The sequence below is a fragment of the Dyadobacter sp. UC 10 genome (assembly GCF_008369915.1).
In the GTDB taxonomy this organism is placed as follows: domain Bacteria; phylum Bacteroidota; class Bacteroidia; order Cytophagales; family Spirosomataceae; genus Dyadobacter.
In genome coordinates this window covers 799807-813704 of record NZ_VSRN01000001.1, presented here as the reverse complement: position 1 = coordinate 813704, position 13898 = coordinate 799807, and the positions used below count along the sequence as shown (strand labels likewise).

Sequence of the window (13898 nt, the reverse complement as noted above, 5' to 3'; positions counted from 1 at the left end):
TTTATGAATTACAACCATCGGCTAGATAAGGTCAGGCATCACGTCCGGCATTTTTTTGGTACAAAAGAACTGGCGCAGCTGAGTTATCATAATCTGGCCCATACCGAAGCTGTTGTGGCCAATGCGGTGAGAATCGCGGACCATTACCAGTTGGATGATAAGGAAACTTTCATTGTGGTAACAGCGGCCTGGTTTCATGATACAGGTTACAGCAGCGGCCAGGCTGCTGGTCACGAACAAAGGGGGGCAGCGATGGCTGCCGAATTCCTGCTAGCCGAAGGGGTAGACGAACACATTATTTCAGAAGTGGAGGGGTGTATCCTGGCGACTATCTGGCCGCAAAACCCGCAGAATTTCCTTCAGGAAGTCGTGTGCGACGCCGATGTGTTCCATTTCGGAACGCAAGAGTTTCCCGAGTGGAACAAGCTTGTGCGCAAGGAAGCGGAGCAGCGTGCAGGTAAGAAGATAGATAAGGCGCAATGGCGAAAAAGCGCCATTGCATTGCTGGAATCGCATACATTCCATACCGATTACTGCCGCGACCTGCTCAGTAAACAAAAGCAAAAGAACCTTGAAAAACTGAAAGAAAAAGAGCAGGAAACTTCGGGAATAGTTGAAGAACCAGTAAGAAAAGCAGCTCCCGAGCCATTAACCTCCGATACCACACCGGATGTTTCCGACATTAAAAAACAAAAAAGCGACCGTCCGGACAAAGGGATTGAGACCATGTTCAGGATCAGTTCCAATAACCATCAAAGGCTAAGCGATATGGCTGATAACAAGGCACATATCATGATCACAACCACCTCTATTATCATCTCCGTCCTGCTCAGTGTCCTGATCCGGAAACTGGAAGACAATACCTATCTGATCGTTCCGACCATGCTTTTGCTGACTGTTTGCATGGTTACCATGGTTTTTTCCATTCTTTCCACCCGCCCCACGATCCCACACGGCACGTTCACGCAGGAGGATATTGATACCAAAAATGTGAACCTGCTTTTCTTCGGGAATTTTTACCGGATGTCTTATCAGGACTATTCGAGTGGTATGCAGCGCATGATGAACGACCGCGAGTTCCTTTATGGAAGTCTGACCAAGGACGTATATTCCCAGGGCGTTGTCCTGGGCAGAAAATACAGGCTGCTGCGCGTTGCTTACAATGTGTTCATGTTCGGTATAGTCATATCCGTGATTGCCTTCGTGCTTGCTTCCGCACTTTTCGAGCATTGATTTAACTATACTATGACTACATTTTTACAACAAATCGGCCTGCTTGCCCTGCTAACCTTTTCCCTGGGCGGGTGCGACTCTGCAAAAAAAGAGCAAGTCTACAAAGATTACGATCTGAGCAAGCCCGACAAATTCAATATGCCCGAAAGCCTTTTCGAGATTTCAGGCATCGCCATGAACCAGGGTAATCCGGACACGATTTACGCAGTTCAGGATGAAGACGGGCGTCTGTATCGCCTCGGCTGGGACCATCCCAGGCAACTGAATGTAAAATTTTCTAAAAAAGGTGATTACGAAGATGTTACCATTGTGAAAAACCGGGTTTTTATCCTCAAAAGCAATGGTGTGATTTATCATTTCCCATGGTCGGAAGCGGTTTTTGAAGAAGTGGAGGAAATCAAAGAATACAGGAAAATCCTGCCGAAGGGAGAGTATGAAGGCATGTTTGGGGACGAAGCTTCGGGTAAGATCTATGTGCTCTGTAAAAACTGTGAGCAGGACGATTCCAAGAGCAGTGTAACCGGCTACATATTCGAGCCAGGCAAAGATTCCACACAAATTGCAGGCACTTTTTCCATCCATGTGGACGAGATTAAAGCGATTACGGGCAAAGTGGAAAGAGGTTTCAGGCCCTCCGGCCTTGCCAGAAATCCGCTCACAAACGACTGGTATGTCATTTCGGCTGTAAATAAGCTCTTGGTCGTGACCGACAGTCAGTGGAAAGTGAAGGAAGCTTTTACGCTCAATGGGAACACGTTTATCCAGCCGGAGGGCATTGCTTTCGACAAGCTGGGAAACTTGTATATTTCCAATGAAGGCGATGACCTGTTTTCAGGTAATATTTTGAAGTTTAAAAAAATCACCCGATGAAAAGTGCGTTGCGGGTTTTTGCTTTTTCGGTTTTGCTGATCGGCGCTTTTTCGTGTGCAAGTTATAAAACACAATTTTCCAGAGAAGCATTATCGTGGGAGCGGGATGCGCCTGGGGCTGATCTGGTTTTGAAACACACCATGTATCTGATCGGAGACGCCGGAAATGATTCGCCGGAAAGCCGCGCCCCGGTTTTGGAGTATCTCAAAACCAAGCTGGCAACCGAGTCAAAGAATAGTTCAGTACTGTTTTTGGGAGACAATATTTATGAACGAGGGATGCCGCCGTCGGAGGATTCGGCTGCAAGGAAAGTTGCGGAATTCAGGATTACGTCCCAGCTCGAAACGCTGGATAATTTCAAGGGACGCCCCATTTTCCTTCCCGGAAATCATGACTGGCATGGCTGGGGCGTGAAAGGTCTGAAAAGGCAGGAGAAGTTTGTTGATAAATATATCAATGAAAAGCGGGGCATCAGGGACAAGGACGATTATGAAAACTATTTCCTGCCCCTCGACGGCTGCTCCGGCCCGGAAGTAATAGAACTTAATGATAATGTGGTGGTTATCGTCGTGGACTCGCAGTGGTGGCTGACGGATTGGGATAAAGATTCAAAGATCAACGACGGATGCGAGATCAAAAACCGGGAACAGTTCCGCTTTGTTTTTGAAAATGTGGTCAGGAAATACCGTAACAAAAACGTGGTTTTTGCTATGCACCATCCACCTTACACCTACGGCCCGCATGGGGGACGTTTCACCATTAAGCAGCACATTTTCCCGCTTACAGAGCTCAATCCCGACCTTTGGATCCCACTTCCGGGGTTAGGCACGATCAGCGCATTGTTCCGCGCCACCATTGGTTCCAAACAGGACGTTGCCAACAAACAATACAAGGATTTGCGTACAGCAGTAATGGCAGGCGCAAAGAAGAACGGGAAATTTATCTTTGCCAGCGGCCACGAACATGCTTTGCAGTTTATCGAAAACGACGGACAGGAATTCATTGTCAGCGGAAGCGGCAGTAAAAATAGCCCGGTAAGCCTGGGAAAAGGTTCTCAGTTTGCTTCGTCAAAACTGGGTTATTCAACGATTAACTTTTACGAAGGAGGCGAAGCATGGACCAATTTCTGGGAGGTCAGCGCAGACGGGAAAGACGCAAAATTGGTTTTCCGTAAAAAAATAAAGGAAAAGCAAACCGTCGAATTACCCGATCCGGCCATCGCATTTACGGAATACAACCAGCATAATGATTCCACAAGCCGGTTTGTGACCAGCCATGAAGTCAAACCCACCGGCGCGTTCCATAACTTTCTGTTGGGAAAACACAATAGGGATTTATATGTACGTAAATATTCGTTTCCGGTTCTGGATCTTGCCCGGTACCAGGGCGGCGTAACGCCTGTGAAACAAGGCGGAGGCAACCAGACCAATTCTTTGCGCTTGCGCGACGGACAGGGAAAAGAATATGCATTACGCGGCCTGACCAAAGACGTGAGCCGGTTTTTGCCGTTTCCCTTCAATCAAATGATCGCCGCCAAATACCTGGTTGAAGATAATTTTTTGTCTACCAACCCATTTGCGCCGCTCAGTATGCCTGTACTGGCCGGTGCTGTCCAGGTTTATCATACCAATCCGAAACTTTACTATGTCCCGTCGCAGCCCGGTCTGGCCAGTTACAATGCGCTTTTCGGGGGGACGATGAACTTGCTGGAAGAACGGCCTGACGGAAAAAAATGGAAAGAAGCCGCGTTTTTCGGGAATCCTGACAAGATCGTAAGCACACCCGAACTGGTGGAAAGCATACTGGAAAATGGCAAAAATAAGGTGGACGAAAAATGGGCCGTCCGAACGCGCCTTTTTGATTTTGTAATCGGCGACTGGGACCGGCACGACGACCAATGGGCGTGGTCTTCGGTGAAACAAAAGGACGGTACCACATTGTTTCGCCCAATTCCGAGAGACCGAGACCAGGCATTTTCCATGTACGACGGCCTGCTGACCGGCGTGGCAAGACTGACATTGCCGTTTCTTCGGCAGTTGCAAAGTTTCAGTCCTGAAATCCAGAGTATGAAATGGACCACATGGAGCGCCCGGCTTTTCGACAGGACGTTTTTGACACAGCTTACCTGGGAGCAGTGGGAAGAGCAGGCAAAATTTATCCAAAAAAACCTGACGGACGAGGTAATCAGCAGTGCCTTCGCTGCCTGGCCCGATGAAGCCAGAAAAATATCGTCGCCGGCATTGATCCAAAACATAAAGACCCGCCGTGATAACCTGCAAAAGATTGCCAGAACGCATTATGAGTTTGTGAGTGAAAGTGTGAATGTGATCGGGACGGAAGAGGAGGAACGGGTAGTGGTGGAAAGACTGGACGATAAGCGGACCAAGGTTTCGGTATATGAAAAGGGCCGAGAAGGCCGCATTAAACATTTAAACTACGAGCGTATTTTCGACGCGGATATCACCAAAGCGATCAATGTTTATGGCAATGGAGATGACGACGAGTTTATTGTAAAAGGTGATGTAAAAAAGGGTATCAAGGTGAGGCTGATCGGCGGATTGGGAACGGATGTGTTTGCCGACAGTACAAGCGCGGGCAGAAAAAAAACCATTATTTACGACGATATGCGTAAAAATACAGTGGTTTTAGGTCCCGGTACCAAAGACAAACGCACGAACCTTTATCGCTACAACGTATACGACAGACGCAGCGCGGACAGCAACTATGACATTGCCATTCCTGCTCCGATCCTGGGTATTAACCCTGATGACGGCTTATTGCTCGGTGCGGGCGCAACCTGGATGCGCTATGGTTTCAAAAAAGAGCCTTATGCCTCTTCGCACGTGTTTGGCGGAAGCTACGCCTTTGCTACCAAGGGTTTTAAAGTGAATTATACGGGTGATTTTATCAACGCATTCAGGAAGTTTGACTTTTATCTCGACACCTATTACCACGGCCCGACTTATGCATTCAACTACACCGGACTGGGCAATGATACGGAAAGGCCGGTTGATGACCCGGATTACTACCGTGTGCGGCAGCGTGCGTTTCATATTTACCCGGCTTTAAAAAAGCGCTTCGGGGGTACTGCCGGTTTCGTCACGCTCGGCCCGTTCTTTGAACTATCAGACATTCAGCCAACAAGCGGGAGGTTTATCACCAGTGCGGAAAACGGGCTGGACGATGATGTTTTTGAAACCAAGAAATTTGCCGGGGGAAAGTTGATGTTCGATTTCAGCAGCGTGGACAACATTTTTTCACCGCATACAGGCATCCGCTTCCATGCGGGTTTCAACTGGACCACTAATCTGGCGAACCAAAATAACTTCGGATCATTCCGGGCCAAATTTGCCTACTATACCAGTCTGGACCCCAAGGAAAACATTGTCTTAGCTACGCAGATAGGCACAGGACTTATTTTTGGGGATAGTTATGAATTCTTTCAAATGCCGGCACTTGGCGGAAAGCAGGGTTTACGGGGCTATCGTACCGAGCGTTTCTATGGAAACAGCAGCATCTGGCACGATACGGATCTGCGGATAAGGCTCGGCAGCAGCTATAACCCGACATTACCACTTACCTACGGACTGTTCGGAAGTTTCGACTATGGCCGCGTGTGGCTCGAAGATGATGACGAATCAAAGGCATTGCATTACAGCTACGGCGGAGGGCTGTGGTTTGCACCGGTCGACATTCTTACACTCGCCGTGGGTGCATTTATTCCAAAAGAAAAAAGGGAAGAGAAACCACGCATTGCGTTTCAGATCGGTTTCTGGTTTTAAACCAAAAAGCTGTTATACCGGCGCTTGACCGCAGTATAACAGCTTTTTTGGCTGCGCTGATGATTTTAGATACTTCCCGGGATCTGGTTCATATTATACCAGGCTTCCGTGCTCCAAAGTTCGGCACCGCTTTGGCTGACAATGGTTTTTTTATTCAAATGAATATACACTACGTGTCTGGCTTTCATGCCTGCCAGCTGCAAGGTTACTTTTTTGCGGTCGGCTGATACTTTCACAGATTTTACATTCAGATTTTCATCGTCCAGTTTCGGCCCGCCGTAATCGCCGGTTGGTTTGAACCACCATTGCCGGATTCCGTAATCAGACGCTTTCTCCCCAACACCTTCTTTCAAAGGTTCGGTAAATTCAATCTCCACACCATCGGATTTGGCACGGACTGCCAGCATTTCAAAGGCTGCTTTGTTGTTGAAAGTCAGCTTTTGCAGCCCATAACCCAGCTTGCCGGTATGTCCCCAGTTTCCGGTTGAACCCACGCCGCCAATGTAAAGTGATCCATCAGGCCCCCAGGCCAGGCGGTTAACGCCCGCTTCCAATCCTTGCGTGAACCGGAAAACGGCTCCCTGGTAGGCGCCATTTACTTTTTCGGCAAACACGCGTTTAATACCACCGTGGGTTACATCGCCATGGATCATCTGGTTTTTGTAAGGTCCCACATTCAGTTTTGCAGGCTGGCTGGGTGAGTTACCAATCTCATCCTGCGTGAGCCAGACTACCGGCGGCGCTTCTTTTTTGTTGGCGGTACCTTCAAAATCCACCGAGCGCGAGCCGTACCAGGCGCCTTCCTGCAAATGAATGATCTTGTTCGCAGGCAGCCAGTCGCCCTGGTTATCGGCGATAAAAATTTCATCATCCACACCCAACCCGATTCCATTAGGGGTACGAAGGCCGGATGCCGCGAAGGTGAATGAACCATCTTTTTTGGAGATTTTCACTACTTTTCCGCGGTCCGGAATCTGCGGCTTGGTACTCGCGCCACCCGGATTAATGGCGGTCGCCAATGTTCCATAGAAGTAGCCGTCTTTGTACACCAGCCCGAACGCGAATTCGTGGAAGTTGGCGGAGACTTTCCAGCCGTTGCAAATGGTTTGGTACTCGTCGATCAGCTCGTCTTTGTTGAGATCCACCAGCTTGGTCAGCTCCTGCTTTTGCATCACATAAATCTCGTCGTCGACCACTTTCAAACCCAGCGGCTCGGCGAGTCCGTAGGCAATGCGTTTTACTTTGATATCGTTTGGAGAAACTGCTTTCCGGCCATCGACAATGTAAACCGAACCCAGCGAATCCCAGGTACTTACCACCATTCTGCCATCGGCCAGAAAATCCATTCCGCCTACTCTTGGCTGGAAGTTATCGGGGCGAGCCTGCGATAATGTAAAGCTTGGGTGCACTGCTGCGAGCGGCGACCCGTCGCCGGGAACGTCAGTTTTTTTTACCTCGATAGCAGTCTGCCCGGTGCGCTTGATGTCCGCGCCTTTGTAGGTGAATACAGAAGGCGGAACGACCGTAAATTCTTTGCTTCCGTATGGTCTCCATTGCAGTGAAAGTCCTTTGCCGAATCCGCCCTGGTAATATTCCACCTTAAACGGGTGTTTGCCCGGTTTCAGGATAATTTCTGCGTCGGTCGGTTGCAGTGGGTGGTTGACGCCGTTGTCGGCGACGAGTTTGTTATCGATAAAAAGCTTGCCGCCGTCGTCGCACACCAGCCGGAAAACGATGTTGGTCGTCTTTTTGATATTGATAGTTCCGCTCGCGTAAATGGCAAAATTATCTTTCAGGTCGCCAAAGTCCTGGTCATCTAAATGCAGTGCATTGATCGAGCCTGACTTAACAGGCAGCATTTCGTCGTTAATCTCGGGAACGCTGCCAATTCCGCTGGCAAACTGGTAGATGTTCACCGCGATACCCGGTCTTTCAGTCGCAGTCGCAACCTGAGTCGGGTTGACGGTTTTGATCGCAATAGGGTAGGCGGGTTTGGGCATCAACTTGCTTGCTGCCTGCGCTCTTTCCTTTGCCGCATCGAGCTCCAATATATAGGTTACCATCGTCTCGGCATCCTCTTTTTTCAAGTCCGGGTGCGGCGACATGGCGATTTGTCCCCAGTTCCCCGCGCCGCCTTTGATCACTTTGGCGACCAATGCATTTTTATTCTGATCGTTGTTTTCGTAGCGTTCGGCGATTGCCTTATAAGATGGGCCTACCGTTTTAACCTCCTGATTGTGGCAGGTATTGCAGTCACTTTTAGCGAAAAGCCCGGCTACTATGTCGGCCTTGCTTTCCTTCTGCGAAGCCTCTGCCTGCGCCGGTTTTTTGGTCAGACTAACTGAGATTGTCGTTTTACCCTGCGTATTGAGCACCAGTTTTCCGTCAATAGCTTTGAAGGACTGATTCTCGATATGCTCGTCGCGTTGATTGGTCACTGAAAACTTGCCGTCCGTTTTGTAATCGGTGGCAGTTGCAAGGGAGTTCAGATGCACATTCAGCGACAATGTAATGCCGGCGGGCGCATTAGTTACTGTAAATGCCCGCTCAAAGCCTGCCTTACCGTTTCCGGCATCAAAAAACTCAGGTTTTTCTTCTACCAAAATCTTCTTACCCTGGTATTCCAGGTCGTACTTCAATGTCACCTGATTGTTTAGAATCGTGTGGCCTTTGTAGCTGATCCCGGGCGTAAGTTCCTTTCCGTCAGCTGTAATCCGCCATGGATTGTCGTCGGGTTCTTCCATATAGGTGACCCCATCGGAAACGGGCTGCGGGCCATGGGAAGAGGTGTAAACCGGGCCACCAAAGTTGATCTTGCCGGTCCAGGCTTTGTATAATGAAGCCGTTTTGGTATTGTAAGCGAGCCAGAGCTTGTCGCTCAACGCTATGCTCAGGATCCGCGGCTTCCCGTCGAGCACAGAACGCAAAACCCAGGCTTCCCTGGGACGTTCAACGGCAACATGGTTTTCTGGCCTGGTGCCGGTAAATGCGGCAGAACCAAGTACCGCGAACAATGTCGCGGCACTTAATCCTGCCAGGAGTTTGTGAAATCTCATTTATTTAAAAATTAATATCCTGGGTTTTGCTTCAATTGTGGCGAAGCGTTCAACACATTCTGTCCGATCGGGAAAATGTCTGTGTGGTTGTCTGCATCAGGTCTTTTGTCCCACCACGTACCGGTGCTGAACACGCCCCAGCGAACCAAATCGGTTCTTCTTCTGCCTTCCGCCAAAAACTCTCGCATCCATTCGTCCAGCATTTCCTGCTCGGTGAGCTGGCTTCCGTCGGCTTTGTAAAGGCTTGGTGAGCCGGCAGGGTAGTAGCGTTTGCGAACGGTATTCAACAAGGTCGCAGCACCCGCTTTGTCGCCAGCCCGGTACTTACATTCAGCCAGGGAATAATAGATCTCCGCAAAACGAATTTCCGCATAAGCCGAAGAAATTTTGTTCGGATCATCACTGGGGTAGTATGGATATTTTACCGGATACAGACCTGAGTTATTGTCCCCATTGTTCATATCGGAAACCTTGTCGGCAATTTTGGTACCTGGCTTTGCATCCAGGAACTTACCAACCTGATCACGGAAAAACAACGCATACGGACCTTTGAAACCTCTCACCGTATCCGCTTTTCCCTGCGGATTTGTGTAAGGTAAATACCCGTACAGGAACATTCCCTCGCGTTTACTGTTACCCAGGTTTTTATATTTTTTCAAACGTACGTCGTCCTTGTACTTCTGGAATTTGATAAAAGGCTTACCCAATGTGAAGTTGTACTCTACACTATCCACGTCGCGGCCAGGCTGCATGGCATATTTCGGATTGGCAGTACCAAAGTCGGTGAACCCGAAATAGTTTGTCGCCAGGTTTGGCAGCATCCAGAAATACATACCCCCATCATACTGCCAGTGCGTCTGTGCGAAACTTCCCGGGAAGCCGAAAATCGTCTCTTTCGAAGTTGGGTTCGTGTAATCAAATGGCGCGTCCCAGCGGCTTTCCAGTGCATAAGAGCCATATTTCCCATCGATCATCTCCTGCGCTATTTTGGCGCAATCTGCAAAACGGTCTGTGCCCGTGTACACTTTTGCATTCAGGTAAAGACGGACCAAAAGCGATGCCGCGCCGCCCTGCGTCCAGCGGCCTACCACATCGTCGCCCAGCGTAGTATTGGTCGAAAGTTTGGGAAGTGCTTCTTTCAGTTCCTGCTCGATGAATGCAAATGCTTCCTGCGGCGGAACCTGGTCCCCGCCCGTTGTCTGCCCTTTTACTTTGGTAACAATCACAATATTGCGGTAGAAATCCAGCAAACGAATGTTCAGCCACGCACGGAGCACTTTCAGCTCGGCGATCATGCCGTCCAGTTCTTCACGCGACATATCGAATTTGGTAGGGTCGGTAATGCCTTCCAGATCTTCCAGCGAGTTGGTCGCCAGCGTTACGCCGCCGTAAAGCGCGTTCCAGGGGTCGCTTGTAAAACCGTCCTGCGGCGTCCAGGTGTGGTAATGTACGCGCTGGAACTGCCCGCCGTCGAACCAGTCGCCCTGGCGGTTGATGGTCATCATTTCGTCGGAGCTGTTTTCCTGAAGCATAAATGTATTACCGCCCTGAATGCTCCAGTAGCTGTGTTCGAATGCGCGCAGAAAATCGCGTATCACGTCTTCACGCGTCTGAAGGAAGTTTTCCGAGGTGATACGGTCGTATAGTTCTTCGTCCAGGTTGGTACAACCGGCCGTCACCGAAAGCAGTGCGCAGGCAGCAAACCTGAGTATATATTTTGAAATTGGGTTCCTTTTCATTTTGTTCTAAATCAGGATATTAGAAAGTAAGTTGTAGTCCCAGCAACAGCTGCGTAGTCGAAGGATAGTAGTTCAGCGTACCGTTGTTATCCCCATTGGTATTCACGCCCGGATACAGTCCGTTGATCTGGATCAGGTCAGGATCGCCGCCTTTAAACTTGGTGAATGTCGCCAGGTTACGGGTGGTAGCATAAATGCGCGCCGATTGCATGAATTTCGATTTGATCGGCTGCGTATAGCTGAGCGTAATGTTGTCCACTTTCAAAAATCCGCCTGGTTCCAGGAAGTAATCGGATAGTGAAGAGTACGTCGATGTACTGGTCAGTTTCGAGTATTTGCCACCGTCAAAAGCCGAGGTAAGCAAGTTAGCATTTTGCTGTGCAGCGGGTGTACCCAGATAAAATGCATAAGTATTGAATAGTTTGTACCCGAACGCACCGCGCAGGAACACGCTCAGATCCCAGTTTTTGTAAGTGAAATTATTGGTGATACCAGTTGTGAACTTAGGAAGTCCGTTACCGATAAACTGCTTGTCGTCGTTGTTGGCTTCATTGGCAGGTACGATCTCGCCGTCTTTGTTATACACCAGCAATGCACCATCATCATTTACGCCGGCAGATTTCAGCGCGTAGAAGCTTCCGATACGTTTGTCTTCCTGCAAACGCTGCAGCGTTCCCGGACTTCCCGGCGCCGGCATTCCTACGACATCAATGTATTTCTGACCCTTGAAAAGGTTGTTGGAGAACGAAACGAATTTGTTGTCGTTAAATGCGCCGGTAACTGAAAGGTTATAGCTGAATGCCCCTTTGTTGATCACCGCTGCACTCAATTGCAGTTCCACGCCGGTGTTGCGCATGGTACCTACGTTCGCAAATGTTTGTCCCTGGATATTTGGCGGGTTGGCTACATTGTAATTACCCAAAAGATCCTTGTTGGTACGTACGTAGTAGTTGACGCTACCCGTAATCTTGCTGCTAAGTACCTCGAAGTCAAGGCCTACGTTGAAGTTGGCCGCTTTTTCCCAACGCAGATTGTAGTTGGTATTCTGATTGGGTCCCCACACCTGGTAGGAGTTTCCGTTGTAAGGATAATAACCGTAGCCGCCGTAGGTATCCAGCGAACGGTAGCTGTCAAAATCCTGATTACCCGTTTCACCATAATCCGCACGCAGTTTCAGCTCGTTCAGCCAGGGCAGACTTTTCATAAAATTCTCCTGCGTCAGCCGCCATGCGAACGATGCAGCCGGAAAATATCCCCATTTGTTGTCATAGCCAAATTTGGAAGAACCTTCCCTGCGAAGACTGGCTGACAGGTAATACTTTTGGTCGAAATCGTAGTTTACACGCCCGAAGAAGGCGATCAGTTTCGAGCTGTTTTTGTAAGAATTTACGTTGTTAATCCCTTTTTCCACGTTCCATAGTCCGGTTCCGAGTGCATTGTAAGTGAGCACATTGGAAGGGAATTTTTCATTTCTTGCATTGAATCCCGAGGCAGTAAAATACTGGAAGGAATAACCTGCAAGCAGCTTCACGGAATGTTTGTCGCGGTCCAGGAAATAGTTTCCTAACCATTCAAGGCTTTTCTGGTCTTTTTCTTCCAGTGCCTGGTATCCTACGTTGCGACCGTTTCCATTGATTACCGGTGTAATATTGGAAGGTACAAAGTCCATGATACGTCTCGATGAGCTAACCTCTCCGAAAGTCAGGGTAGTGTTCAGGTTTTCCAGAATGTTGAGTTTCACGGATCCGTTCAGGTCCAGCGATTTCTGCTCACGGTCCTGCAAAACGTTGGTAGCATACTCCACCGGGTTGTTTGCAAAAAAGCCCGAGTTGATGTAGCTGTATTTGCCCGTGGAATCCCGCAGCGGAATGGTCGGGTTTAGCGTCAATGCGTAGTTGAATGCGCTGTAATCGGCCTCACTGATCTTCGCATAACGCGGTGCTACGCTGAATGTAAGTGCCAAAAGGTTATTGGTGGTGGTATGGTTGATATTCACCCGGCCACCATATTCTTTCTTACCCGACCGCAGGTCAATGCCGTTTGCATCGCGGTAATCCACAGAAGTAAAATAGTTGGTCTGCCCGGTCCCACCCGAAAATTGCAAAGTATGCTTGTGGGAGAATGAAGGCTGGCGGCTTACTTCTTTCAGCCAGTCGGTGTTTCCTCCAAAATCAAATCCACGCTTGTTGGCCAGGAACTCATCTTTGGAGAGTACCGAAAGCTCATTCGCCAGGTAATCAAAAGTAGTGTAGCCGTCGTAAAACAAACGCGGCTGCCCTGAGCCCTTCTTGGTCGTAATCACAATCACCCCATTGCTGCCGCGCGTTCCGTAAATCGCAGAGGCTGCGCCGCCTTTCAGCACGTCGATCGATTCGATCTCGTTCTGGTTGATGTTGTCGATATTACCGCCGGGAATTCCGTTCACGACAAACAATGGTCCCAGGCCTGCGCTGCGCGAGGATGCGCCGCGCAGCTGAATGTTGGGCGAGGAGTTTGGATCGGCCGTTGAAGTGTTGGTTACCGTAAGCCCGGCTACCTTGCCCTGGATCGCCATCATCGGGTTGTTGCCGCCCACGCGCAGCAGGTCTTTGGAAGAAAGGTGGGTAATGGCGCTGGAAACCTCTCTTTTGTTCAAAGATCCATAGCCGATTACAACTACCTCGTTAAGTGTTTTCTGGTCTTCTTCGAGTGTGATCTCCACCGTGGATTTATCGGCTATATCCACATCCTGAGATACATAGCCTACGCTCGAAACCGTGATCGTTTTTGCTCCCGTAGAGAGCTGCAGTGTAAACTTACCTTCGGCATCGGTGGTAGTTCCGTTGCTTGTGCCCTTTTCTACAACCGAAACACCGGGCAAAGCGCCTTGTTTATCGGATATTTTACCAGAAATTGAGGTGCCGGTCTGGGCCTGGGCTACCCCCGAGATGGCCATCAGTAAGCCGAATAGCATTGCGATGCCAGTCGTCGCAGACCAGCTCACCCGCATTCGCCTTTTAGCGGCTTGCGCCATTTTGTACAAATTATTTTTCATCAAAATTGTTGTTTAAGTGGAATTTGAGTTCCGGACTTGTTACTATCTGATTAATTAATTGGACTTATTTAAAGTGTTGCGAATTTCCTTCTTTGCCGATTAACGGAATGATCTGTGAGTCTCAATTTCAGATCAATCCGTCTCAACATTGGTTTTTATTAATTACCGGTGATTTTACAGGGAT

Annotated in this window: 6 protein-coding genes; 3 read left to right on the top strand and 3 right to left on the bottom strand. The window is 49.1% G+C overall.

Annotated features, from left to right (window positions below; all coding sequences use genetic code 11):
* The first annotated feature begins 3 nt into the window (after window positions 1-3).
* From FXO21_RS02995 to FXO21_RS02985, 3 genes are read left to right on the top strand one after another with little or no spacing between them, the layout of a single operon-like run.
* On the top strand, window positions 4-1233 hold the full coding sequence (locus tag FXO21_RS02995; protein ID WP_149638708.1) for a Pycsar system effector family protein: 1230 nt from the start codon (window positions 4-6) through the stop codon (window positions 1231-1233).
* A 12-nt stretch (window positions 1234-1245) separates the two neighbouring features.
* Window positions 1246-2103 carry an SdiA-regulated domain-containing protein gene (locus FXO21_RS02990; RefSeq protein ID WP_225865545.1) on the top strand — a complete coding sequence of 286 codons (858 nt, stop codon included), beginning with the start codon at window positions 1246-1248 and terminating at the stop codon, window positions 2101-2103.
* Complete coding sequence (locus FXO21_RS02985) at window positions 2100-5885, top strand: metallophosphoesterase (RefSeq protein WP_149638707.1); 3786 nt, start codon at window positions 2100-2102, stop codon at window positions 5883-5885. Before FXO21_RS02990 ends, FXO21_RS02985 begins: the two co-directional genes overlap by 4 nt.
* Before the next feature lie 65 nt (window positions 5886-5950).
* Here FXO21_RS02985 and FXO21_RS02980 read toward each other — a convergent pair whose 3' ends face one another.
* From FXO21_RS02980 to FXO21_RS02970, 3 genes are read right to left on the bottom strand one after another with little or no spacing between them, the layout of a single operon-like run.
* Complete coding sequence (locus tag FXO21_RS02980) at window positions 5951-8941, bottom strand: PA14 domain-containing protein (RefSeq protein WP_149638706.1); 2991 nt, start codon at window positions 8939-8941, stop codon at window positions 5951-5953.
* Window positions 8942-8952: 11 nt separating this feature from the next.
* Complete coding sequence (locus FXO21_RS02975) at window positions 8953-10680, bottom strand: RagB/SusD family nutrient uptake outer membrane protein (RefSeq protein WP_149638705.1); 1728 nt, start codon at window positions 10678-10680, stop codon at window positions 8953-8955.
* Window positions 10681-10699: 19 nt separating this feature from the next.
* Window positions 10700-13714 (bottom strand): SusC/RagA family TonB-linked outer membrane protein, encoded by a 3015-nt coding sequence (locus FXO21_RS02970; protein WP_225865544.1) that lies wholly within the window; start codon window positions 13712-13714, stop codon window positions 10700-10702.
* Window positions 13715-13898: the final 184 nt, after the last annotated feature.

Excerpts from the sequence above, each read along its gene's own strand:
- FXO21_RS02985 (WP_149638707.1), top strand. The coding sequence starts at position 2,100 with ATGAAAAGTGCGTTGCGGGTTTTTGCTTTTTCGGTTTTGCTGATCGGC.
- FXO21_RS02995 (WP_149638708.1), top strand. The coding sequence starts at position 4 with ATGAATTACAACCATCGGCTAGATAAGGTCAGGCATCACGTCCGGCAT.
- FXO21_RS02980 (WP_149638706.1), bottom strand. The coding sequence starts at position 8,941 with ATGAGATTTCACAAACTCCTGGCAGGATTAAGTGCCGCGACATTGTTC.
- FXO21_RS02975 (WP_149638705.1), bottom strand. The coding sequence starts at position 10,680 with ATGAAAAGGAACCCAATTTCAAAATATATACTCAGGTTTGCTGCCTGC.
- FXO21_RS02990 (WP_225865545.1), top strand. The coding sequence starts at position 1,246 with ATGACTACATTTTTACAACAAATCGGCCTGCTTGCCCTGCTAACCTTT.
- FXO21_RS02970 (WP_225865544.1), bottom strand. The coding sequence starts at position 13,714 with ATGAAAAATAATTTGTACAAAATGGCGCAAGCCGCTAAAAGGCGAATG.